The 23861-nt window shown below is 53.1% G+C and carries 24 protein-coding genes and 2 tRNA genes; 19 read left to right on the top strand and 7 right to left on the bottom strand.

Annotation, left to right across the window (positions count from 1 at the left end; translation table 11 throughout):
* Position 1: 1 nt before the first annotated feature.
* Positions 2-970 (top strand): hypothetical protein, encoded by a 969-nt coding sequence (locus GAH_RS08195; protein ID WP_048096036.1) that lies wholly within the window; start codon positions 2-4, stop codon positions 968-970.
* Here GAH_RS08195 and GAH_RS08200 read toward each other — a convergent pair.
* Positions 967-1275 carry a hypothetical protein gene (locus GAH_RS08200; protein ID WP_048096853.1) on the bottom strand — a complete coding sequence of 103 codons (309 nt, stop codon included), beginning with the start codon at positions 1273-1275 and terminating at the stop codon, positions 967-969. The two genes, GAH_RS08195 and GAH_RS08200, sit on opposite strands and share 4 nt — an antisense overlap.
* Positions 1276-1410: 135 nt before the next feature.
* Positions 1411-2856, bottom strand: coding sequence for a type I glutamate--ammonia ligase (glnA, locus tag GAH_RS08205; protein ID WP_048096037.1), 1446 nt, complete (start codon positions 2854-2856; stop codon positions 1411-1413).
* A gap of 313 nt (positions 2857-3169) precedes the next feature.
* Between glnA and GAH_RS10970 the strand changes: the two genes are divergently transcribed.
* The 3 genes from GAH_RS10970 to GAH_RS08220 all read left to right on the top strand — a co-directional run bounded on the left by GAH_RS10970 (position 3170) and on the right by GAH_RS08220 (position 8080).
* A complete protein-coding gene (locus tag GAH_RS10970) occupies positions 3170-3496 on the top strand; it encodes an SHOCT domain-containing protein (RefSeq protein ID WP_052747825.1) in 327 nt (108 codons plus the stop codon).
* Positions 3497-3503: 7 nt separating this feature from the next.
* On the top strand, positions 3504-5558 hold the full coding sequence (locus GAH_RS08215; RefSeq protein WP_048096038.1) for a heavy metal translocating P-type ATPase: 2055 nt from the start codon (positions 3504-3506) through the stop codon (positions 5556-5558).
* 80 nt (positions 5559-5638) lie between these two features.
* A complete protein-coding gene (locus GAH_RS08220; RefSeq protein ID WP_281173923.1) occupies positions 5639-8080 on the top strand; it encodes a heavy metal translocating P-type ATPase in 2442 nt (813 codons plus the stop codon).
* Between the two features lie 21 nt (positions 8081-8101).
* Here GAH_RS08220 and GAH_RS08225 read toward each other — a convergent pair whose 3' ends face one another.
* Entirely contained in the window at positions 8102-9346 is a 1245-nt protein-coding gene (locus GAH_RS08225) for an Ig-like domain-containing protein (protein WP_156967439.1), read from the bottom strand.
* Between the two features lie 291 nt (positions 9347-9637).
* Here GAH_RS08225 and GAH_RS08230 point away from each other — a divergent pair.
* Positions 9638-9712, top strand: a tRNA-Ile gene (locus tag GAH_RS08230).
* Positions 9713-9849: 137 nt separating this feature from the next.
* On the top strand, positions 9850-10077 hold the full coding sequence (locus GAH_RS08235; RefSeq protein ID WP_048096041.1) for a hypothetical protein: 228 nt from the start codon (positions 9850-9852) through the stop codon (positions 10075-10077).
* A gap of 19 nt (positions 10078-10096) precedes the next feature.
* Here GAH_RS08235 and GAH_RS08240 read toward each other — a convergent pair whose 3' ends face one another.
* The gene (locus tag GAH_RS08240; protein ID WP_048096042.1) at positions 10097-10453 is read right to left on the bottom strand and encodes a Mov34/MPN/PAD-1 family protein; all 357 of its coding nucleotides are present in this window, start codon (positions 10451-10453) and stop codon (positions 10097-10099) included.
* Positions 10450-11463 carry a histidinol-phosphate transaminase gene (hisC, locus tag GAH_RS08245; RefSeq protein WP_048096044.1) on the bottom strand — a complete coding sequence of 338 codons (1014 nt, stop codon included), beginning with the start codon at positions 11461-11463 and terminating at the stop codon, positions 10450-10452. The genes GAH_RS08240 and hisC overlap by 4 nt, the downstream gene beginning before the upstream one ends.
* A 116-nt stretch (positions 11464-11579) precedes the next feature.
* Between hisC and GAH_RS08250 the strand changes: the two genes are divergently transcribed.
* The 3 genes from GAH_RS08250 to GAH_RS08260 are packed head-to-tail and all read left to right on the top strand — an operon-like array spanning position 11580 to position 14617.
* Positions 11580-12497, top strand: a complete 918-nt coding sequence (locus tag GAH_RS08250; protein WP_048096045.1) for a class II glutamine amidotransferase domain-containing protein — start codon at positions 11580-11582, stop codon at positions 12495-12497.
* On the top strand, positions 12497-13180 hold the full coding sequence (locus tag GAH_RS08255; protein ID WP_048096047.1) for a GltB/FmdC/FwdC-like GXGXG domain-containing protein: 684 nt from the start codon (positions 12497-12499) through the stop codon (positions 13178-13180). Before GAH_RS08250 ends, GAH_RS08255 begins: the two co-directional genes overlap by 1 nt.
* Positions 13181-14617, top strand: coding sequence for a glutamate synthase-related protein (locus tag GAH_RS08260; RefSeq protein ID WP_048096049.1), 1437 nt, complete (start codon positions 13181-13183; stop codon positions 14615-14617).
* 66 nt (positions 14618-14683) lie between these two features.
* Here the strand turns inward: GAH_RS08260 and GAH_RS08265 are convergent.
* Positions 14684-14767 (bottom strand) — tRNA-Leu (locus GAH_RS08265).
* Between the two features lie 151 nt (positions 14768-14918).
* Here GAH_RS08265 and GAH_RS08270 point away from each other — a divergent pair.
* The 5 genes from GAH_RS08270 to GAH_RS08290 all read left to right on the top strand — a co-directional run bounded on the left by GAH_RS08270 (position 14919) and on the right by GAH_RS08290 (position 18168).
* Positions 14919-15431: a hypothetical protein gene (locus GAH_RS08270; protein ID WP_156967440.1), complete on the top strand. Its 513-nt coding sequence runs from the start codon at positions 14919-14921 to the stop codon at positions 15429-15431.
* A 55-nt stretch (positions 15432-15486) separates the two neighbouring features.
* Positions 15487-15972: a helix-turn-helix transcriptional regulator gene (locus tag GAH_RS08275; protein ID WP_048096053.1), complete on the top strand. Its 486-nt coding sequence runs from the start codon at positions 15487-15489 to the stop codon at positions 15970-15972.
* 63 nt (positions 15973-16035) lie between these two features.
* Entirely contained in the window at positions 16036-16524 is a 489-nt protein-coding gene (locus GAH_RS08280) for an Lrp/AsnC family transcriptional regulator (RefSeq protein ID WP_048096856.1), read from the top strand.
* Complete coding sequence (locus GAH_RS08285) at positions 16490-17659, top strand: pyridoxal phosphate-dependent aminotransferase (protein ID WP_048096055.1); 1170 nt, start codon at positions 16490-16492, stop codon at positions 17657-17659. The genes GAH_RS08280 and GAH_RS08285 overlap by 35 nt, the downstream gene beginning before the upstream one ends.
* A gap of 44 nt (positions 17660-17703) precedes the next feature.
* Entirely contained in the window at positions 17704-18168 is a 465-nt protein-coding gene (locus GAH_RS08290) for a ferritin-like domain-containing protein (RefSeq protein ID WP_048096057.1), read from the top strand.
* On the opposite strand, the gene GAH_RS08295 is transcribed toward GAH_RS08290, so the two are convergent.
* Positions 18151-18618 (bottom strand): GNAT family N-acetyltransferase, encoded by a 468-nt coding sequence (locus GAH_RS08295; RefSeq protein ID WP_048096857.1) that lies wholly within the window; start codon positions 18616-18618, stop codon positions 18151-18153. The two genes, GAH_RS08290 and GAH_RS08295, sit on opposite strands and share 18 nt — an antisense overlap.
* A 37-nt stretch (positions 18619-18655) precedes the next feature.
* Between GAH_RS08295 and GAH_RS08300 the strand changes: the two genes are divergently transcribed.
* The 5 genes from GAH_RS08300 to GAH_RS08320 are packed head-to-tail and all read left to right on the top strand — an operon-like array spanning position 18656 to position 23858.
* Positions 18656-19594 carry a M20/M25/M40 family metallo-hydrolase gene (locus GAH_RS08300; RefSeq protein WP_052747826.1) on the top strand — a complete coding sequence of 313 codons (939 nt, stop codon included), beginning with the start codon at positions 18656-18658 and terminating at the stop codon, positions 19592-19594.
* Positions 19591-20442: a diaminopimelate epimerase gene (gene dapF / locus GAH_RS08305; protein ID WP_048096059.1), complete on the top strand. Its 852-nt coding sequence runs from the start codon at positions 19591-19593 to the stop codon at positions 20440-20442. Before GAH_RS08300 ends, dapF begins: the two co-directional genes overlap by 4 nt.
* Complete coding sequence (locus tag GAH_RS08310; protein ID WP_048096061.1) at positions 20429-21175, top strand: MJ0144 family RNA dihydrouridine synthase-like protein; 747 nt, start codon at positions 20429-20431, stop codon at positions 21173-21175. The genes dapF and GAH_RS08310 overlap by 14 nt, the downstream gene beginning before the upstream one ends.
* Positions 21175-23523 (top strand): DNA gyrase subunit A, encoded by a 2349-nt coding sequence (gene gyrA, locus GAH_RS08315; protein ID WP_048096062.1) that lies wholly within the window; start codon positions 21175-21177, stop codon positions 23521-23523. Before GAH_RS08310 ends, gyrA begins: the two co-directional genes overlap by 1 nt.
* Positions 23520-23858 carry a cupin domain-containing protein gene (locus tag GAH_RS08320; protein WP_048096064.1) on the top strand — a complete coding sequence of 113 codons (339 nt, stop codon included), beginning with the start codon at positions 23520-23522 and terminating at the stop codon, positions 23856-23858. Before gyrA ends, GAH_RS08320 begins: the two co-directional genes overlap by 4 nt.
* Positions 23859-23861: the final 3 nt, after the last annotated feature.

Raw genomic sequence — 23861 nt, forward strand, 5'->3', positions numbered from 1 at the left:
CATGGAGTTTCGCGTTTTCAGAGAGCACTTCGAGTTTTTCAACCCCGTCACAAAGAAGAATGAGAGGGTCGAGATTGAGGTGAGAGAGGATCCGCTCACCGGAAAGACCTCGAGGGTTATTGTCAAGCCCCTCCCGCTCTCCAAGGAGCCGGAGCTTCCGGACTTCAGCAGAGAGTGGTGCCCCTTCTGCGATGACAACGTCTACAGGGTTGGTGCGAGGGATCTGGCAATCGCCAGCGGTGAGCTTTTGGAGAGGGGAGAGGCTATCCTGATGGCCAACATCTCCCCCTACGCAGAAACCTCGCTGGTCATAAGGCTCAGCAAAGCCCACTACATTCCAATCGACCAGTTCACTCCGGAGATGCTATATGATGCCTTCGCTCTTGCAAGGGACTACCTCGCGAGGAAAGGCTGCGAGTTCGCGAGCGTGACGATGAACTACCTGAAGCCAGCGGGGAGCAGCGTCACGCACCCGCACGTTCAGGTTCTCTCCTCTCGGAGGCTGATGGACTATCAGGAGAGGATGGTAGCCTCGGCCGAAAGGCACTGGAGGGAAAAAGGGAGGAGCTTCTGGGATGACTTCTGGGAAAGCACAGAGGAGCTTAGGGTAGCAGAGGGATCATGGAGGTGGTTTGTGCCATTTGCCCCGAGGGGGTTCGAGCACGTCAGCGCTTACCTGCATGCGGGCTTTGGGGATATGGATGGGGAGCTGATGGAACTCGCTGAAGGTGTGGTTAGGGTGCTGAGGTTCTACCACTCCCTCGGCTTCAACTCATTCAACTTCGGCCTGTTTGCACCCATGGAGGGCAGAGATGACATGCCGGCTGTGTTCGACATGGTGGCGAGGAGCGTCATGGACAGGTACTACTGGAACGATGTCTTCGCGATAACGAAGCTTTACGACGAGGCTTACACGAACAGGAAGCCAGAAGAGACTGCAAAAGAAATAAAAGAGTTCTTTAACGCTTAGACCTTCCCTTTCAGCTCCTCTATTAGCTTCTCTATGTCCTCAAGCTCCCTGAACTCCCACTCCTTTTCGCCAACTCCGGCGAGGGCCCAGAGGAGTCTTGCAGTCACGGCCATCAGCTTGCCCGCGTACCCCGGGCTGTGGGGGAGTAGGTAGGATGCGAGGTCGCCAAGCTTCTCGATCGTCTCCTTGTCCAGCTCGTTGATCTTCTCACTCGCTGTGCCAAGCAGGGAAATGCCATTTCCGAGTATCCTCTCTCTCATGGCGTAATACTTCGCAGCCTCGCTCGTTATCCTGTGAACACCCATCTTTATCACCTCAATAATACTCTGTGAGTTCTCGTATTTATTATTTCTGCTTTTTTATGAATTTTTACCAAAAAATTGGTTTCGCGAAGGCTGGTTTAGAAAAATGCTGAAAACGGAAAAAATAGTAAAATTTTATTAAATGTCCAGATACTTCATGTACTCCCAGGGCGTGATGTAGAGGCAGTACTGGTTCCACTCGTCGATCTTGATCTCCATAAACGCGTCGAAGATGTGGCTTCCGAGCACGTCCTGAATGACCTCGTCTGTGGCGAGGTGGTCGATCGCATCTCTGAGGGTAGTGGGCAGCTCTCCGATTCCGAGCTCCCTCTTCTTGCTCTCGCTCAGCTCGTAGACGTCCTCCATTATCGGGTCTCCGGGCTCTATCTTCTTCTTGATTCCGTCGAGACCGGCGGCAATCATTGCTGAGAGCGAGAGGTACGGGTTGGTGCTCGGGTCAACTCCTCTGTACTCGAGTCTGATCGCAGATGGCTTCCTGTGGTACATCGGAACTCTTATGAGGGCGCTCCTGTTCCTCGGGCTCCAGCAGATGTATATCGGAGCCTCGAAGCCCGGCACGAGCCTCTTGTAGCTGTTCACGGTCGGGGCGCAGAGGGCCGTCAAAGCCTTGGCGTGCTCGAGGAGACCACCGATGTAGTACCTCGCCTTCTGGCTGAGCATGTACTCGTCATCCGGATCGGCAAAGATGTTCTTGCCCTTGAACGGCTCGCCCTCCCAGAGGCTCTGGTGGACGTGCATTCCGCTTGCGTTGTCGAGGTAGAGCGGCTTCGGCATGAATGTGGCGATCATGCCGTACATTGCTGCGAGGTTCTTGGCGGCGAACTTGTAGTAGTAGAACGCGTCACCAACGTCGACCAGCGTCTTGGGCTCGAAGTCAAGCTCCACCTGACCTGCGGTTGCAACCTCGTGGTGGTGGTACTCCACCATCACTCCGAAGGACTCAAGTATCTCGACAAGTTCGTTTCTGTAGGCCACAGTTGTGTCCTCGGGTGGAGGCCTGAAGTAGCCCTCCTTCGGTCTTATCAGCAGACCACCGGGTGTCATTTCTGGGCTCTCCGGCATCACCCTCGGCGGGCCCCAGCTGTCCCCTGCACCTCCGTTGGGGGAGACCCAGAGGTCGTAAACGAGGTTAGTGGGATCAACATTCTCGAACAGGAAGAACTCTATCTCAGGCCCGAAGATTGCGGAAAGGCCCTGATCAGCGAGCTTCTTCTCGACCCTCTTTGCCACATAGCCTCTCGGATCAACGTCGCTCTGCTCCCTGCCCCACGCCTCGTAAACGTCTCCAAACATTATCGCGGTCTTCTGAACCGGATCGGTCTCCCATGGCACGATTCTGAGGGTCGAGACGTCCGGCATCCAGACCATGTCGCTCTCGTTTATGGACTTGAACCCCCTGATTGACGATCCGTCGAATCCAATTCCCTCAAAAGCGCTTCCCTCAATGAACTTCCTCGCGGGGATGCTGAACGTCTGCATGTATCCCCTAACATCCGTAAAAGCGCACAGAACCTGCTTTATCTCATTCTCCTGCAGGAATTTTTTGGCCTGCTCAACGTCCATCCACACCACCTGAAGATTTTTTAACGTTCCTCCCTAAACGGTTATATAAATTTTTCTGATATTTGTGTGTTGGTTAAAGATTTTTAATAGCACTTCCGGTGTGCAGGACGCACTCGACTCCGGTCGCCCTAGCTGGAGTCTCAGGCCGCAACTGATGATGAACTCCTTGGCGATTCATACAATCCTCGGAATGAACTGAACATATTTTCTGCAACCTGCAGCCTCCTCTCGAACATAACGCAATTCGAATTGCTGTGTAAATTAACAGTTTGTCAGTAGGAAGGGATATATAATCACACAGCATAGTATTTAGATGGAAGCGTATCACATGTGGCCATTCGGCTTCGGATTTTTCGGATTCAGCATGGTGTTCTGGTGGGTGCTCTGGATAATTGTGGCGTACCTCGTGTATCAGGACGCCGAGAAAAGGGGGATGAACGGTCTGCTCTGGTTCATACTCGTCCTGATACCCATGGCCGGAATCATCTTTCTGCTCGTCTATCTGGCAATAAGAGATCAGCACAGGGCTGAAGAGAAAGGAGAGCGGAGCAAGGCTCTTGAGATTCTGAAGGAAAGGTATGCGAAGGGCGAGATTACGAAAGAGGAGTTTGAGAGGATGAAGAGCGAGCTTGAGGAGTAGATGCCCCATGAAGGAGCATGAGGGGCATGCAGAGCACGAAAAGCACGAGATGACATCCGTAGATCATCACGGGCATGACACGCCTGCCGGAGAGCATGGAGCCGAGCACAGCAAGGAGAAGGGGCATGCTCACGACCACCACCGGCACATGATGGAGGACTTCAAGAGGAGGTTTTACGTATCACTCCTGCTCACAATCCCGATCCTCCTGCTCTCCCCCCTGATACAGTCCCTGCTTGGAATCACAGTTGCCTTTCCAGGGGACGACCTTGTACTCTTTGCCCTCTCGTCCATCGTGTACTTCTACGGAGGGTATCCGTTTTTCAAGGGGTTCATTGAAGAGAACCGGCAGAGAAGGCCGGGGATGATGACCCTTATAGCCGTCGCCATCTCTGCGGCCTACATCTACAGCAGCGCGGTCGTTTTCGGGCTCAAGGGGAAGTACTTCTTCTGGGAGCTTGCCACCCTGATCGACATCATGCTTCTCGGCCATTACATAGAGATGAAGTCTGTCCTCGGAGCTTCAAGAGCACTTGAGGAGCTGGTCAAGATAATGCCCTCCACCGCACACCTGATGAAGGGTGGTGAGGTCGAGGATGTTCCGGTGGAGAGTCTCAATCCGGGAGACAGGGTTCTCGTGAAGCCGGGAGAGAAGATTCCGGTTGATGGGGTTGTTGTGAAGGGGCAGAGCTACGTGGATGAGTCGATGCTCACCGGAGAAAGCAAGCCTGTCCTCAAAAAGGAGGGGGATGAGGTCATAGGCGGCTCGATAAACATGGAAGGGTCTCTCATCGTTGAGGTTAGAAAGACCGGAAAGGAAACCTACCTCAGCCAGATTATCGAGCTTGTGAGACAGGCTCAGGAGAGCAAGTCGAGAACTCAGGACCTCGCAAACAGGGCTGCGTTTTACCTCACCATCATCGCCCTCAGTGCCGGAGCGGTGACGTTCCTCGCGTGGATAACTCTCGGCAAGGATCTGGCATTCGCGGTGGAAAGGGCAGTCACGGTCATGGTCATCTCCTGCCCTCACGCTCTGGGGCTTGCGGTGCCTTTAGTTGTGGCAGTCTCGACATCCCTCGCTGCGAAGAACGGCCTCCTAATAAGGGACAGGCAGGCGTTTGAAAGGACGAAGGACGTTCAGGCCGTGGTGTTCGACAAGACCGGCACACTCACTGAGGGGAAGTTCGGCGTTACAGACGTGGTTGCCGTAAATGGAGACACTGACGAGGTTCTGAGAATTGCGGCAAGCATTGAAACACTCTCCGAGCACCCAATCGCGAGGAGCATAGTTGAGGAGGCTGAGAGGAGGGGGCTGGAGCTCGAAAAGGTGGATGACTTCAGGGCAGTTCCGGGCAAGGGCGTTGAGGCGAGAATTGGCGGAGTGCTGTACAGAATCGTCAGCCCCGGGCATCTGAGGGAAATGGGTCTTGAGGAGATTGACGAAGCAAGAAGGCTGGCTGAGCAGGGCAAGACTGTTGTGTTCCTTGTAAGAGAAAACGAGATGCTGGGCGCAATAGCTCTCGCAGATATCGTCAAGCAGGAGTCCAAAGAGGCAATAGCAAACCTGAAGAGGATGGGGATAAGGTGCATGATGCTGACCGGCGACAACAGGCTCGTTGCGAAATGGGTTTCAGAGGAACTCGGACTGGACGAGTTTTTCGCAGAGGTGCTGCCGCATGAAAAGGCCGAGATAATAAAGAAGGTGCAGGAGAGGTACGTGACTGCCATGGTGGGGGACGGCATAAACGACGCCCCTGCTTTAGCTCAGGCCGATGTGGGAATAGCGATTGGTGCAGGGACTGATGTTGCGATAGAAACGGCAGACATAATTCTCGTCAGAAGCGATCCGAGGGATGTTGTGAGGATCATCGAGCTGTCCAGAAAAACCTACAGGAAGATGATACAGAACCTCCTGTGGGCCACGGGCTATAACGGTGTAGCCATACCCCTCGCAGCGGGAGTTGCATACGGATTTGGAATCCTCCTGACTCCGGCAATAGGTGCAGCGCTGATGTCTCTGAGCACAGTCATAGTGGCGATAAATGCAAGGCTGCTGAAGTAACATCATGGCATTTTTCTTTTCTGATTTTTAACATCTTGTTCTTAGTTACCCTTTTATCTTTCCCGGTCGGACTTAACATTGTGAAGGAAAAACAGGCCAAGTTGAAAATTGGTGGAATGACGTGTGCATCTTGTGCGAGGAATGTGGAACTCGCGGTCTCCCAGTTAGAGGGTGTCAAAAAGGCGAGTGTGAATCTCGCAACTGAAACCCTCCATCTTGAGTTTGACCCTGAGCTGGTCAGGATTGAGGATGTGAGAAAAGCTGTTGAGGAGATCGGATACAGTGTTCCCGAGAACGAGACTACTGTGAACGTAAAAATTGGCGGAATGACCTGCGCGTCATGTGCCAAGGCCATAGAAACGGCAGTTGGAGGCCTTCCCGGAGTTAAGTCGGTCAGCGTAAATCTCGCGACTGAAACTGCGAGGATAACGTACGTTCCAGACATTACAGGACTTGATGAAATCAGGAAGGCTGTGGAGGAAATCGGGTACAGGTACTTGGGTGTAGGGGGCGAGAAGTCTGAAAAAGATGGGGCGGAGGAGTCGGCTGTAGGGGAGATGAAAAAGAAGCTCCTTGCCGCTGCAGCAGTGGGCTCGGTGCTGCTTTTCCTTCAGTACGGGGGATACATGGGTGTTCCAGAGATCCCATACAACAGCCTGATTCAGTTTGCCCTCGCGACGCCTGTGATGATCTACTCGGGCAGGAGCATGTTCTCCTCTGCTCTTCGGGCTCTGAGGCACAGGATGCTCAACATGGACGTGATGTACTCGATGGGTGTTGGGTCCGCTTACGTAGCAAGCGTCCTGTCAACAATAGGGCTCCTTCCCGAGGACTATCTTTTCTATGAGACTGCAGTTCTGCTTCTCGCTTTCCTGCTGCTTGGCAGAACTCTCGAAGCGATAGCCAAGGGAAGGACGAGCGAGGCGATAAAGAAGCTGATCGGGTTGCAGGCGAAGACGGCCATTGTTGTCCGAGATGGCAGGGAGATCGAGGTTCCTGTGGAGGAAGTGAGAGTTGGAGACATCGTCATAGTGAAGCCGGGAGAGAAGATTCCGGTTGATGGGGTCGTTGTGGAGGGGCAGAGCTACGTGGATGAGTCGATGATTACCGGAGAACCGATTCCAGCACTGAAAAAGAAGGGCGATGAGGTGGTTGGAGCGACCATAAACAAAAATGGCGTGCTGAAAATCAAAGCCACGAGAGTTGGCAGCGACACGCTGCTTGCCCAGATAATCAGACTGGTTGAGGAGGCGATGGGAAGCAGACCTCCGATTCAGAAGCTGGCAGACAAGATTGTCGCGTACTTCATACCTGTGGTGCTGACAATAGCGGTAACCTCGTTCATCTACTGGTACTTCATAGCGGGCGTACCGGAAATCTTCGCATTCACCACTCTTGTCGCCGTGCTTGTGATAGCCTGCCCCTGTGCTTTTGGACTTGCGACACCTACAGCTCTGACTGTTGGAATGGGCAAGGGTGCTGAGCTTGGAATACTCATCAAGAACGGAGAGGCACTTGAGATAGCGAGAAGAGTAACGACCGTCGTTTTCGACAAAACCGGAACGCTGACGAAGGGCAAGCCGGAGGTTACGGACATCATCGCTTTCGAGGGCGATGAGATGGAGGTGCTGAGGGTTGCGGCGATAGCAGAGAAGAGGAGCGAGCACCCTCTGGCTGAAGCGATAGTCCGGAAAGCAGAGGAAGCAGGAATGTCTGTTGAAGAACCGGAGAAATTTGAGGTTATTACCGGAAAGGGAGTTATTGCTTCGGTGAACGGAGAGAAAATACTGGTTGGAAGCAGAAAGCTTATGGCGGAAAATGGAATGGAAGTGAGCAGAGAGGTTGAGGACACCCTTCAGAGACTTGAGAGCGAGGCGAAGACTGCCATACTTGTGTCCCACAACGGCAGAATTATCGGTGCGGTAGGCATCGCAGATAACATAAAGCCGTCTGCGAAGGAAGCCATAGAGGAGCTTCACAGAATCGGCAAGAAGGTTGCGATGATAACGGGAGATAACAGGAGGACTGCCGAGGCGATTGCCAGAAGGCTTGGAATAGATGAGGTTCTTGCTGAAGTTCTTCCCCACCAGAAGGCTGAGGAGGTTAAGAGGCTTCAGGAGAATGGTGAAGTGGTTGCGTTCGTCGGAGATGGCATAAACGATGCCCCAGCTTTAGCCCAGGCAGACCTTGGCATAGCGATTGGAAGTGGAACTGATGTTGCAATAGAGAGTGGAGAGATCGTGCTCATGAGGGATGATCTGCGGGATGTTGTTGCTGCAATACAACTGAGCGAAAAGACGCTGAGCAAGATAAAGCAGAACCTGTTCTGGGCAATGATCTACAACACCATACTGATTCCGGTGGCTGCTGGAGCACTTTATCCGGTGTTCGGCATAGTCTTCAGGCCAGAATGGGCTGGTCTGGCAATGGCGATGAGCAGTGTGAGCGTTGTAACAAACTCGCTGCTGATGAAGAACTACGTTCCACCAGCCTCATCTATTTCAGGAAAGCTCAAAAATTGAAGAATTGAATTTTTGGCCTGTTCAATCTCTCCTCGTGGCGAACAGCACCACTGCTCCAAGTGCTCCGAGAATTCCAACTGCTACAGGTGGGAACTCAGGGATTGACGTGCTGACCCACTTCTTGATGGCCTTTGCCCTGTATACGCTGCCGTTCTCAGAATACTTGGCCACGATCACGTCCGTTCCGCTACCACCGCTGCCGGTGTAGCTGAAGGTCGCCTGACCGCTGGCGTTTGTTACGGCACTCTCTGACTCACCCGCGTTGGGGCCGGATATAACCTCGAAGTCGACCGTAACTCCCGAGAGGGGTGATCCATCCTTCTGCACGGTCACAGTTACCGTGTGCGTGTCTCCAACCGTGTTCGTTGCAGTTGCCGGGTCTATGCTGATCGTTATGACAGGCTTGGAGACCGTTATCTCTCCAAACACGGCCAGACCAAACAGGCTGGAACCTCCCTGTCCCGTATCTATGATTGTCTCAGCGTTTCCGGTTGAGATGTTGAACTTGACAAACTTTCCGTTTGAGAAGTCGCCGCTCCAGAAGGACTTTCCGTCTGGATCGAGGTTAAGCGCAAACCACGAGTTGAAACCCGTCAGATCATAGATCTGAACAATTGCCCCGCTCGAGTTCAGTCTCTTCACATTCTCACTGTCTGCCACCAGAACTCCCCCTCCCGGAAGGATTCTCAGGGCGTACAGTGTACCGTAGCTGCTTACAACTGTCCAGTCAGAGAGCTGAGTATCGTTGCACACGTCGTACCTCATTATCTTCCTTCCCTCGCTCGTGTAAAACATCGTGCACTGATCTGAGGCGAGATCTATCCAGTCACTCCCCCTGGACTCGGGAGCAACGTCGTAACTGTCCGTCTGCACTCCGCTCGAGTTGAACTTGCGGATGTCATAGTCTCCACCTGCATGTCCGACGTAGAAGTTGCCAGAGGCGTCGAACACCACCGATTCCGGCTGGGTTCCGGTCGAAATTGTGCTCAGAACCGTTCCGGTATCTCTCTGCACCTTTACAACCTCAGCTTTCGAAAAACAGGTTACGTACAGGTTTCCGTCCGAGTCAAAGGCCATTCCAGTTACGTACTGATATCCACAGACGTCGTACGTGGCTTTCAGCGTTCCATTTGGCGCGTAATGCATTACCTTCCCTCCGTACACTCCGGCAAATACGTCTCCATACTCAAAATCTGCTGCCGAAACGCCACTTACAAGCGCTGCTAGGCTTACAACAGCCACTAACAATATTTTTTTCACGTTCACAATGTCCACCGTTTTAATTGGTCTATGTTATTTATTTCTACTACTATATTAAATTTTTCACAATAGATTATTAATACATGTTTATTAATTTTGTTTAAAAGAAAAAGCTTCACGAACTTTACGGCACATCAGATACGGAGATATGGTGGCTGCAGCATTTCCTGCTATCTCCACACTCAACATCTTCATGCAGTCCAGAATTGCAGGTTCACAGTTAATATACCACAAATTTCATAAACCCTTTCCAACGGAAAATGTGTGAACTCCCGCACATCTCACTCGTTGGTGTGGGGGCCCGTAGCTTAGCCAGGTCAGAGCGCCCGGCTCATAACCGGGCGGTCGAGGGTTCAAATCCCTCCGGGCCCATTTTTGAAAAGCCAGAAGTTGCGCCCCCTCGTTTTGTAGATCTCGTTTGCTTTTCCTTTCGCGTTCTATTTGTAGCATCCATCATACAGTAAACTATATATATGATTAGCGGCGTTAACTAATATTGGTGATTAATCATGAAGGTGTTCCTGACTCTGTGGGGCGTCATTTTCGTGGCCCTGTCGGGAATAAACATGGCAATTCTGTCCTACGCCTACGGCGGCTTCCCGGATCCGGTGGTTCACATCAGGGTCATCGGGCTGACTATAATCGCCTCGTTCGCCTTTGCGGGGATCATTGGAGCCATAGCGGGAGTAACCGGAAACATGTCGCTCAGCAGCCCGAAGAAAAGGGATACTATTTGATCAACCAAATTTTTGTTTTTTAAACCACCTCCACCTCTATTATGTTCCCCTCCGGGTCATAGGCTCTCCAGCATTTTCTGCAGTAGGGGTAGTGAATGATGATGTGCACCCTGCCGTAAGAGGCGAAGGTCGAGAGATCTTCCGGGGATGGAGTAGGGTTCGAGGAGGGATGGCTGTGGACGGTGCCGTAGATCCTCATGCCCAAGGGTATCAGAGACGTGTCGAAGCTCGCGTAGTTCTCGCCCTGCTGGAAGGGGATGTAGACGAACTCCTCTATTACTCCCTTCTTTCCCGTGAGCAGCGCGAAGAACTCGTGGGGGTGGTTCTCCCTCGCAATCTCAAGCAAAGCTTCGAGGAGATCTCTTCTGATCTTCACAACCCGCTCACCACCTCGAGGAACCTGTCGTTCTCCTCCTTCCTCCCAACCGTAACTCTGAAATGCGGCCCATCAAGCCCCTCCAGACCCGTCACATCCCTCACGAGAACTCCCTCTTCCATGAGCCGCTCTGATATGTCTGGAACGTCGTGCTTCACAAGCAGGAAGTTCGCGCTGCTCTCGTAGACGTAGAACCTCTTCTCAAGTTCCCTTCTCATCCTCTCCCTCTCGCTCAGGATCATCTCTGCAACTCTTCTGTAGTATTCAACGCTTTTGAGAGCCTCTACTGCCGCTATCTGGCCGAGCATTGAGAGTGAGAACGGGTTTCTGATCTTCTCTATGGCTCTAACCACCTTCTCGTCAGCTATCGCGTAGCCGACCCTCATTCCCGCGAGGCCAAAAAACTTTGAGAAGCTCCTGAGCACTATCAGGTTGTCGTAGTGTTCGAGCAGGTCTGCACAGCTCGTCCCGGAGAACTCACAGTAAGCTTCGTCCACCACAACGTACTCGAAGTTCTGGAGGAACTCCTCGATCACCTTTCTCTCCACAACATTGCCCGTGGGGTTGTTGGGACTGCACAGGAACGCGAGCTTTCCCCTCTCGTAGCACCCGTCGATCCTGTAGCCCTCATAAACTCTCGTCTCCAAGCTTGCCTCCCTCAGCATAGAATACATGACGTACATGGTGTAGGATGGCATGGGCACGAAGACCTTGTCGAGCGGGTCGAGCAGGATGTCTGTGACGAGCCTGATGATGTCTGATGCACCGGATGAGACTGCTATGTTTTCCACACCAAAGCCCGTGTACTCGGAAATGGCTTTTTTGAGCTCCCGGTAATAGGGAGAGGGGTAGCGGTTTATTTTGAAGATGTTGTTCTTAATCGCGGCTATCACATTTTCAGCCGGAGGATACGGGTTCTCGTTGGAGGCGAGCTGAATAACCTCCCTGTCAAAGTCCTCGGGAAATGGACCGGGATCGTATTCGTTGATAAAGTCAACAACTCTGCGCATAGCACTACTCGCTTTAGAGGGTTTTAAGCGTTGCCATACAAAGATGCACGTGTGGTTCTGTATGCGTATAATTCACAATATTTAAATAACCTTCCCGAGTGTTTTAGCCGATTGTTATGTGCGGGATAGTCGGCATACTCTCTAAGGAGAAGAGGGACGACCTCGGCGCAATCGTCATCGAGATGATGAACAGGCTGCAGCACAGGGGGCGAGATGGGGCCGGTGTTGCGCTTTACGGAGGCCTTGACCTCAAAGAGAACGAGTACCTGATGAGGGTCGAGATTCAGGGCGAAGAAGAGGACAGAAAGGAGCTGATTGATGCAGTTCAGGAGCTCGCGAACCACTACGGGAGCGTCAAGTCAATCCAGAATATTGTGGAGGCTGAGGATTACTACATCACAGACTTCCTCGTCGACAAAATGGACTTCAAGAGGCTCAAGAAGCTCGCCCTCGAGGTTCAGGGGATCGAGAATGTTGCTGTTCTCTCTGCAGGAAAGTTCGAGATGTTCAAGGACGTGGGGACGATAAATCAGGTGGACTCGATCTACAGGGTGTCGGAGAAGAGCGGAACCCACGCGATCGGCCACATAAGGTTCTCGACGGAGAGTGGTGTTGACAGGTATCACGCTCATCCCTTCCAGAGTTTCCTCTATCCGGACATAACGGTCGTTCACAACGGGCAGATAACAAACTACTGGAACACGAGGAAGAAGCTCGAGGCGAAGGGCCACTACTTCACAACCGACAACGACACGGAGTGCATAGTGCACTACATAGCCGACAAGCTGCTCGAGGGGTACAAGCTGGAGGAAGCTCTGGAGAGTGCCGTCAGAGATCTTGACGGCCCGTTCGCGTTCATAATCGCCACTCCAGATGAGATTGGTGTAGCAAAGGACAAGCTCGGTTTGAGGCCAGCGATGGTTGCGGAGGGAGATGGAATATTCGCCATCTCGAGCGAGGAGGTTGCTCTCGAGCCCCTCGGTCTTGAAACCGAGTATCTTGCTCCGGGTGATTTTAGAGTTTACAGGAAGTGATGAAGATGGAGATAGACTGCAGAGATTTGAGCGTTAGGGAGATTAACAGGACGATAAAGGAGGCGGTAAAGAACGGGGAGAAGAGAATAGTTCTCCTGAACCCCGGCGCTAAGCACTACCTCGCAGCCGGTGTGGTTGGGGATGTTGAGATAATCGTTAAGGGAAGTGCGGGCTACTTTGCCGGGACGATGATTCACGGCGTCAGGATGATTATCGAGAAGAACGCCGGGTGGTTTGCTGGAGACAACATGACAGACGGCTACATAGAGATACAGGGGACTGCAGGGGACGGAGTGGGGCAGGGAATATACGGAGGAACCATCGTTGTGAGGGGCAATGCGGGTGCGAGGACTGGAGAGATAATGAAGAACGGAACGATCATAATCGGAGGGAACAGCGACTTCATGACCGGGCTCTACATGATGGGCGGAAGGATGATCGTTCTCGGAAACCTCAGGGGGATGGCGGGAGAGAGCATAGTGAGGGGCGCGATATACTTCAAGGGCGAGGTGGACAGCCTCGGGAAAAACGCGAAGATCGTTGAGATTGACGAGCAGGATGAGGAGTGGCTCAAGGAGATCCTCAAGGCTCACGATTTTCCTGCCTTCACGGAGAAGTTCAGGAAGATTGTCCCGATAAAGAAGAGGTTTGTTTACGGTAGTGCTCCATCGGAGGAGGGTTAAATGGTATTCGAAATAACGATTGATAGGGACAGGTGTATAAAGTGCCTCAGGTGCGTCAGGTACTGTCCTACCGGCGCGCTTGCAGAGGAAGACAGGATGCCCGTTGTCAAGGAGCAGACTGCATGCGTTGGCTGTGGAAACTGCGTTGATGTGTGTCCCGCATCTGCAATACAGGTTTCCGGCACGTCAGACCTCGAGGACAGGGGGATCTGGAGCAGGAGCGTGGTTCACGAGATCTGGAGGAAGGCTGAGAGCGGAGAGTACCTTGTCAGGGGTACTGGAGCGACGAGACCGGTTCCTCACTTTGACGACCTCGTAATTCTGCCGGCCCAGACGTCAAGGCCGCCCATAGACAAGTACAGGGAGCCGTGCGACACGAGGGTTGTGCTCGGAGACAGGTTTGCCGAGCAGCCACTTGTCCTCGAGACGCCAATAATGGTCGCGGCGATGAGCTACGGTGCGCTGAGCCTTGAGGCAAAGGTGGCAATAGCTAAGGGCACGGCCATGGCTGGAACAGCGACAAACACTGGAGAGGGCGGAATGCACCCGGAGGAGAGGAAGAACGCCAAGCTCCTTGTTGCCCAATATGCGAGCGGAAGGTTCGGAGTTTCGAGCAGGTATCTTAACTCTGCTGACGCGATAGAGATAAAGATAGGGCAGGGTGCAAAGGCAGGAATGGGTGGACACCTGCTCGGAGAGAAGGTTACAGAGGATATCGCGAGGATAAGGGGGATTCCACCCGGGACAGATGCGCTGTCTCCGGCAAGGCACATGGACATCATCGGGCCTGAAGATCTTGCGATGAAGATCGAGCAGCTGAGGGAGATCACCGACTGGAGGATTCCGATTGCAGTCAAGTACTCTGCAGGCAGGGTTGCGGATGACGTGAAGATCGCAGCCAAGGCGGGGGCGGACATAATCGTGGTGGATGGAATGCAGGGCGGGACAGGTGCAACTCCTGATGTTGTCGCCAACCACGCAGGCGTTCCGACGATAGCCGCGATAGTTCAGGCAGATGAGGCGCTCAGGGAGATTGGGCTCAGGGACGAGGTCAGCTTGGTGGCTGCGGGAGGTATAAGGACTGGTGCTGATGTTGCAAAGGCTCTGGCCCTTGGAGCGGATGCTGTACAGATCGGAACAGGGGCTCTGATCGCTCTGGGCTGCACCGTCTGCAGGCAGTGCCACATGGGCAAGTGTCCGAAGGGTATAGCTACGCAGGATCCGAAGCTCAGGAGAAGGCTCGATCCCGAGAAAGGAGCGGTTAGGGTTTACAACTACATCAAGGCAATGACCGAAGAGCTCAAAATCCTGACCCAGCAGGCAGGAAAGACTGACGTGAGAAACCTCGAAAAGGAGGACCTGAGAGCCCTCGACATCAACACGTCCGCAATAACGGGTGTGAAGCTGGCAGGGTGGGACAGGCCCTTTAGATTCTGAAAGTGGAATATCTGTCCCTTTATCTTGTTTTTGGTTTTCTTAATCTCCCTTATTGTTGATAATTCATGCGGGGGGAGGGATTTGAACCCTCGAACCCCTACGGGACGGGACCCTGAATCCCGCGCCTTTTCCTGACTCGGCAACCCCCGCACTGTAGGTGGTGCTAAATTTTCCGGGCAGAATATAAAAATTCTGGTGTGTGGAGTATGTGCAAAGCAATCAAATGGAAAAGTTTAATTATTATGTATTTTCAAAAACAGAACCTGTGAGGATTTCAGAGAAAGATAAAGGTTCAGCACACATGATTGGAATATTGCTCATCGTGTCTCTAACGGTCTTCCTCGCTTTCACGTTTGCCTCTGGCGTGGATGTGAGGCTGAACGATCCGGATATGGCGGTTCTGAGGATCAAGGATGACATAATCCCTCACAGAACCGGGCTCGGAAAGAGCAGCCAGATCGTGAAGCTCGAAATGCTGAACGGTAAGGGGCTGCGCGTCAGTGACATCCAGATTTCAGTTAAAATCGTGCGAAATGGGGAGGTCGTCGCCTCAGAGGTGTGCAGCGGCTTTCCGGTGGAGAGGTTCAGAGACGCGAGATGCAGCGGAGATGACATCATCGACAAGAGCAATTTGGGAAAGCGTGTCCTCGGAGAGCTGCACTTATCGGGAGATGGCCTGCTCGTTCCGGGAGAGTGGATCGGGTTCAGGATAAAGAGCAGCGGAATTGTTCTCGAGGAAGGCGATGTGGTCGTGGTCAGCATCCTGAATGCTGAAAGCGGGTTGCCTGTGGCTGAGGTCACCAGGAGGGTTTGATCCGACGTTCATCAACACCGTTAACTTTTTACGCCTGAGATCGAAACCAGCAGTGATGGACAGTTCAGATGCTTTGCTTCTGCTTACCGGAATTGGGTTGCTCGTGTTTTCCTTCACCCTCGCGCCATCCTCGCACCACTACATGATGATGGGGCCGTACTACCTCGGAATCCTTCCGTCAATCACGGCCATAGCTGGGATAGTCCTTATAGCCGTTCCGCTGATAAAAAGGGCATCTGAAAGCAGGGTCGCTGAGCATCCAGACATCACCAAATCTGACGAGCTGGAAAGTGAAGCGGGCAATGGAGTCCCGGAGAAGATAGAGGTTGCAGAGAGGGTTCTCGATGGTGACGAGAGAACGCTTTTTAGGCTGATCTACGAGAACGAGGGGATAACTCAGGACTCCCTGCACTTCAGGACGGGCTTTTCGCACTCCAAGATATCCACGCTCGTAAAGAAGCTCGAGGAGAGGGGGCTCATCTACAGGGAGAGATTCGGCAAGACGTACAGGATCTACCTGAGCGACTGGCTCAAGGAGTGAAGCACAGGCGGTTCTCAGAAAAATTTAAAAATTCGGTGGACGGCTTTTTCACTGGTGGTTCCGTTGAACAGAGAGTTGGAAATCCTCAGAATCCTCGAAAACAACTCGAGAATCTCCGCCAAGGAGATAGCGGAAATGCTGAACATGAGCGTTGAGGAGGTAGAGGAGACGATAAAGAGGCTCGAGGATGAGGGTGTCATTCTCAAGTACAAGACGCTCATAAACTGGGAGAAGGCGGGTGTGGAGGAGGTTTACGCGATAATAGACGTGAGAGTCAATCTGACGAGGGAGAAGGGGTACGACGACATCGCGAAGAGGATAGCGAAGTTTCCAGAGGTGCACGCGGTGAGGCTCGTCAGCGGAGACTACGACTTTCAGGTGGTCGTCAAGGGCAGAAGTCTGAAGGACATATCTTTCTTCATCGCTGAGAAGATATCCACGATCCCCGAGGTCAGGGACACGGTCACGCACTTCCTGCTGAGAACTTACAAGGAGGAGGGAGAGCTTCTCTTCAAGGATGAGGAGGACAGGAGGCTTGCCATTGTCCCGTGACATTCTGAACATAAGGGTCAGGGAGCTGAAGCCGTCCGGCATAAGGAGGTTCTTCGAGCTGATAATAGGGAGAGACGACGTCATCAGCCTCGGCGTTGGAGAGCCGGACTTTGCGGTTCCGTGGAGGATAAGGGAGGAGATGATATACAGCCTCGAGAAGGGGATAACCTCCTACACGTCCAACTTCGGCCTCCTCGAGTTGAGAGAAGCTATCGCGGACTACTACAAAAAGTTTGGAGTTGAGACGAGCTACGAGAATGTTCTCGTCACCACCGGGGTGAGCGAGGGGATAGACATTGCCCTGAGGGCAGTGGTGAATCCGGGCGAGACCGTGCTTGTCCCGGAGCCAACATACGTCTCCTACCAGCCACTCGCGTTTCTCAGCGGCGCTGACGTCATTTCCATCCCGACATGCCCCGATTTCAAGCTTACGTTCGAGGATCTGGTCAAATACAGGGACAGAAACGTGAAGGTTCTCATGCTCAACTACCCGAACAACCCGACTGGTGTTAGCTACAGGAAAAAGGAGCTTGAGGAGATTGCGGATGCTGCCGTTGAGCTGGACTGCATTGTGATTTCCGACGAAATCTATGGGGAGCTCAGCTACAACTTCAGGCACGTGTCCATAGCCTCCCTGAACGGGATGGAGGACAGAACCGTGATCCTCAACGGCTTCTCCAAGGGGTTCGCGATGACGGGAATGAGGGTCGGCTACGCGATAGCCCCTGAGCCCATACTCGATGGAATGCTCAAGATCCACCAGTACTCGATGCTGTGCGCTCCGGTTACCGCGCAGATAGGTGCCCTTGAGGCGCTGAGGAACGGGGAGGATGAACTGGAGAGGATGAGGGCAGAGTACATGAGGAGGAGAAACTTCTTTGTCAAGAGGCTCAGGGAGATGTTCGACGTGGTCATGCCAGACGGGGCGTTTTACGCCTTCCCGGACGTCAGCTCCACAGGCCTGAGCGGGGAGGAGTTTGCCGAAAGGCTGCTCATGGAGAAGAACGTAGCAGTCGTTCCCGGCAGCGCCTTTGGGGAGTGCGGGAGCGGACATGTGAGGTGCGCCTACGCAGTCTCGATGGAGAAGCTCAGAGAAGCTGTGGACAGGATGAGTGACTTTGTGAATTCCCTTTAAATTTTGACAAAAATTTTATATCTGTCACATCCACATTTTCACCAATGAACGCAGAGAGCACAAAAAGACGAGCATTTATCTCTCTTCTGAAGTACGCGATAATTGAGGAATACTACACCTCAAGGAGAATTTTCGCCATCCTGAGAGAGTACGAGAATGAGGAGGTTTGGGACACCCTCTTCGGGATCCTAATAGACACGGAGAAGCACAAGATAATGCTGAACGACGTGATAAACCTCCTGAATTTCGACGAGAAGGTTGAGCTGGAGGACGCCAACCTCGTGGCGCTCGCTTCAGAAACGCAGGGGAAGGTGTCCGACATTCTCGAAGACCTGCTGGCGACTGAGAAGTACTTCCAGAAGACCTACAGGCAGATTCTGAGGTACTTCGAGAACGAGATCGAGCTCATCCTCGACATAGAGACTTCGGACATCATCAGGAAGAAGCTTGAGGACATAATAGATGATGAGACGAGGCACGTGGACATACTCTCAGGCCTGATCATGTAGCATCCTCGTCATCCTCACCCACTTCCCCATCTTCCCGCTCTCCCTGAACCCGTGCTTCCTGTAGAACTTCTTTGCCGGCTCGTTTTTCTCACCAACCCACAGCCCCATTATTCTCCTTCCCCTTTCGATCCCATACTCCACGGATCTCTCCATGAGCTTTGAGGCAATGCCCTTTCCCCTGAACTCCTTCCTCACGAAGAGCTCGTGAAGCTCCGCTACCTTTGTCCTCTCCATCGAGCTGAACCAGTTCGTATCGCAGGCTGAGAAGCCAACCGGCTCCTCAATCTCGGCCACGAAGAACCCGTCCCTGTCCCTGCCGTAAAGCCACTTGAAGTACCCCCTTATGTCCTTCAGGCTGGTGTACGCGTACTCCTCGTAGCCCCTGTAGGCCTCGATGTAGATCTCCACGAAGTGGTCAATGTCACCTCTCTCAACCCGACGGATAATCACAGATGGATTTTTAATCTGCAGCGTAAAAAATCTTCTGATGCTGAAAATTCTCGAGGAAATCACGAGGATAGACTCCACCTCCGGAAATGAGGATGAGATCAAGAATTACGTTTCTGACTGGTTTGAGGATCTCGGTTTCAAAACCAAAACAGACAGCGCCGGAAACCTGATTGTGAGGGGAAATTCGGACCTCTGGTTTATCACCCACCTCGATACGGTGCCGAGAATATCCGATTTCAGGGTTGAAGGAGAATATGCATATGGAACGGGCGTTGCGGACGCGAAGGGGAGCATAGCCGCGATTCTGCTTGCCGCAGAAGGGATTGAGGAGATGAACCTCAACTTCGCCTTCCTCGTAGACGAGGAGGAGGGTGGAACCGGATCAAAGCACTTTGCCAGAAACTACTCCGGACGGGCGGTGGTTATGGAGCCCACGGAGATGAAGCTCGCAGAGAAGCAGCTTGGGAGCGCAGAGGTCGTTCTGGAGTTTCGGGGAGTCTCTGCCCACGGAGCGTACTGGAACGGAGGGGTGAATGCCATAGAGCTTGCAATGAGGGAAATCTTAAAGCTCAAGGAGAAATACAGGTTTTCGGTGCAGGAGATCTCTGGAGGGAGCGATCTGTACGCCATTCCCGACTCGTGCAGGGTCAGGCTGAGCTTCATATTCGATTTCGGGGACGATTACGAAACGTTCAGGGAGATGGTGGAATCCCTCCCGGCAGAATTTGAGGTTCTCGAATTCTATGAACCCATCGAGTGCGACAGCATTCCCGAGATCGAGAGGCATGTGGGGGAGAGGACAGTTATGCTGTCATGGACTGATGCCTACAACCTGAAGAAGGCGGGCTGGAAAGTGACGATCTGGGGGCCCGGAAACCTCGAGGACTGCCACACCGATAGAGAGAGGGTGAGGATCGCAGACATTAAGAGGTGTGCCGAGATAATCAGGAGGGTGAACGAAGAGGTGGTCGAATGAGGGTGAGGTTCACGAAGATGCACGGGAACGGTAACGACTTCATCCTCGTTGACGAATTCAAAGGGGTTGTTGTAGTGGAGGAGAGAAAACCGGAGTTTGTGAGGGCAGTCTGCCACAGGTACTTTGGCATTGGCGCTGACGGCATGCTCTTTGTTCAGAAATCTGATGTTGCAGATGTGAGGTTCAGGTACTTCAACTCCGATGGAAGCGAGGCCGAGATGTGCGGAAATGGAATAAGATGCTTTTCAAGGTACGTTGTTGAGGAGGGTTACGCTGAAAGCCCATTGAAGGTTGAGACGCTCGCGGGCATCCTCGAGCTCGAGGTCACGAGGGATGACGAGGGCTGGTGGGTGAGGGTTGACATGGGCAGGCCGAGGCTTGAGAAGGAGGAGATACCCTCCCTCGAGGAAGTGTGGGGGAAGGAGTTCGAGTTTGATGGCAGGAGGTTCAGGGTCTACGCCCTAAACACCGGCGTGCCCCACGCCGTGATATTCGTGGACGATCTGGACTTCAACATAATTCCAGCGGCAAAACACATCCGCCATCACTCGGTGTTCCCTGAAGGGATAAACGTGAACTTTGCAAGGGTTATCGACGCTAAGACAGTTCGCGTCAGGACATACGAGAGAGGCGTGGAAAACGAGACACTGAGCTGCGGAACCGGGAGTGTTGCTGTGGCAGTTGTGGCCAACAGGCTTGGGCTAACAGGGAGAAGCGTGGACGTGCTCACGAAGGGCGGGAAGCTAAAGATAGAGATCGCAGACGACACTGTCTACATGACCGGGCAGGCTTCGAGGGTTGCTGACGGATACATAAACACCGAGGAGCTCAGGTATGATCTTCCCTAACAGGCTCGTACTCTCCGCAATGGCTGGAATAAACGACTGGAGGTTTGTGAGGGACAAGAGGGCAGGCATGGTTGTGCTCGGAGGATTCAACGCGGACAGGGACAGCAATGAGGCTGCAAAAAGGGCAGCGGAAAGGGGGAGGAGGGAGTTCGTATTCTCCGATCCGGTTAGGGAGATAGAGAGGCAGATCTCCATGCTCCACGGGTTCAGGGGTGTGGTCGCGGTGAACGTGAGGTCAAAGAGCCTGGATGGATATGCGGAGGTTGCGAGGGTCGCTGGAGATCACGGGGCGGTTGTTGAGATCAACGCCCACTGCAGGCAGCCCGAGTTCCTCGAAATTGGCTGTGGCCAGTCCCTGCTCTTCAACCAGCATAAACTTGCGGAGATTGTTGAGAGAGCGTCAAAGCATGCGGAGGTGGTGGTGAAGATCAGGGGAGGGCTTGACGTGGACTACCTCTCCCTCTCTCAGCTCCTTTTCGACTCCGGAGCTCTCATGATCCACGTGGATGCGATGATCCCCGGAGGCGGGGCGGATTATGAGCTTGTCAAGCTCATCTCTTCGGTTGGAAACACGATCGGAAACAACTCTGTGGTTGATGTTAATTCTGCAAGAAGGATGCTCGAAAGCGGGGCGAAGCTTGTCTCACTCGCGAGGGCGGTTTTGAAGGATGAAAGGATTTTCGACCGCCTTCTTCGTGATAACCTTCTTTCCTCGAGTGTTGAGGTGGTGTGATGGAGGTAGTTAAGGATCTCAACGAGGAGCTGAAGAGCTCGTATATCGACTACGCGATGAGCGTTATTGTCGGGAGAGCTCTCCCGGATGTGAGGGACGGGCTGAAGCCGGTGCAGAGGAGAATTCTGTACGCGATGTACGAGATGGGGCTTTTCAGCAACAGGCCATACAGGAAGTCTGCGAGGATTGTCGGAGACGTTCTCGGTAAGTACCACCCCCACGGGGACTCTGCCGTCTACGACGCGCTCGTCAGAATGGCTCAGGACTTCAACATGCGTTATCCGCTCATAGACGGGCAGGGCAACTTTGGAAGCATAGATGGAGATGAGCCTGCAGCAATGCGTTACACCGAGGCGAGGCTGACCAAGATCGCGGAGGAAATGCTGGCCGACATCGACAAGGACACAGTCGACTTCGTCCCCAACTTCGATGCGACGCTTAAAGAACCTGTCACGCTTCCCGGCAAGTTCCCCAACCTGCTGGTCAACGGTTCGAGCGGAATTGCCGTTGGAATGGCGACGAACATGCCCCCCCACAACCTGAGGGAGGTGTGCGACGCTATAATTGCCTACATCAGGGACGAGGACATAAGCGTCGAGGAACTGATGAAGTACGTGAAGGGGCCCGACTTCCCGACCGGTGGGGTGATAGTCGGAGTTGACGGGATAAGGAAAGCCTACAAGACTGGCAGGGGGAAGATAACGGTCAGGGGGAAGGTGGAGATTGAGGACGGTGCGATAATCATCAGGGAGATCCCCTATCAGGTTAACAAGGCAAATCTCGTGGAGAAAATCGCTCAGCTCGTGAGAGACGGGAAGATTGACGAAATAAAGACAGTCAGGGACGAGTCTGACAGAGAGGGGATCAGGGTCGTGGTAGAGCTGAAGAGCGGGGCGAATGTAAACGTGGTCATAAACAAGCTCTACAAGTACACCCAGCTCCAGACGACCTTCGGAATAATCAACCTCGCCCTCGTGGACAACCAGCCCGTGGTTCTCAGCCTCAAGGACCTCATCGCAGAGTTCGTCAGGCACAGAAGGGAGATAGTGAGGAGGAGGACTGAGTACGAGCTGAAGAAGGCTGAGGACAGGCTCCACATAGTCGAGGGGCTGAAGATCGCGGTAGAGAATATAGATGAGGCGATAGAGATAATCAAAAAGTCGGAAAGCGTTTCCGTGGCGAGAGAGAGGCTCATGGAGAGGTTCGAGCTAACCGAAAAGCAGGCAGACGCGATACTTCAGATGAGGCTGCAGAAGCTGACGGCCATGGAGATCGACGCTCTGATAAAGGAGTATGAGGAGTTAAAGAGGAAGATAGCCGAGCTCAGGGAGATTCTGGAAAGTAAGGCAAAGATAGACGAGATAATCATCCGGGAGACCGAGGAGATCAAGCAGAAGTACGGGGATGAGAGGAGGACGAGGATTCTGAGGAGCGCAGAGGAGATAAGCGAGGAAGACCTGATTTCCGAGGAGGAGAACCTGCTGGTGATAACGAGGAGCGGGTATGCCAAGAGGGTGGATCTGAAGTCCTTTAGAGCTCAGGGAAGAGGGGGCTCGGGAGTCATAGGTGTCAATCTGAAGAGCGATGACGCGATTACCTTCGTTGGGACGGTCAACTCAACCCACAGGCTCATCCTGTTCAGCAACAGGGGGAGGGCTTTCTGGATAAACGCCTACGAGATACCCAAGATGGAGAGGACTGCGAGGGGCGGGAACCTTAGGCACCTGATAGGGCTTGAGAATGGCGAGTATATCGTTTCGGCCCTCTCAGTCGAAGATTTTGAGGGAAGGGCATTGATACTGACGAGAGACGGGCACATCAAGGCGATAGAGGTGGAGGAGTTCGTCAACGCCAAGAGGGCGGGGATAACCGCGGTTTCAGGCGAGATCCTTGCGGTGAAGCCGATGGCAGGAAAAGAGGTGATAATCTCGACCAAAAACGGAATGCTGGCGAGGTTTGATGCCTCTGAGGTTCCGGTTTACGGCAGGAACGCGAAGGGTGTGAAGGCGATCAGGCTTAAGGAGGGCGATGAGATCGCGTGGATGGACTGCGGAGATGGAAGGGAGGTTCTGATACTCTCTGAAGGTGGTTACGGCAAGAGAACACCGCTTGAGGAGTTCAGGAAGATCGGGAGGGGCGGTCAGGGAGTAATATGCTTCAGGACGAGGGACAAGACGGGCAGAGTTGTGTTTGCCGAGTTTGTTAGAGAGAATGGGATCTTTGCGCTGAGCAGTGACGGAAACGCCATTCTCGTCGAGATCGAGCAGATCTCCGTTCAGGGGAGGAACACGAGCGGAGTGATCGTAGCAAGGAGCGGAATTGAGAGGGCGGTTCAGGTGAGAATATGAGGCTTGAAGTCCAAAAATGGGAGGACAGGGGTGCCTACAGGGTATCGAGGCTGCACACGTTCGACGAGAAAACGTTCGTCCAGCTCGTTGAGATCAAAGGAAAGGTGAGTGAGCACTACCACAGCATCCAGACGGAGGTTTTCGTGATAGTTGAGGGGAGCGGCAGGATAGGCATTGGAGATGAGGTGTTCAGCGTTAGGTGCGGTGATGTGCTTCTCTGCGAGCCGGGAAAGGTGCACTTTGCAGAGGGAGAGATGAAGATCCTCGTGTTCAAGTACAACTATGCCGAAAACGACAGCCACTGGATAAATTTAAGTTCTCCTGAGGGAGAGTGAGAG

This window comes from Geoglobus ahangari (assembly GCF_001006045.1).
GTDB lineage: Archaea > Halobacteriota > Archaeoglobi > Archaeoglobales > Archaeoglobaceae > Geoglobus > Geoglobus ahangari.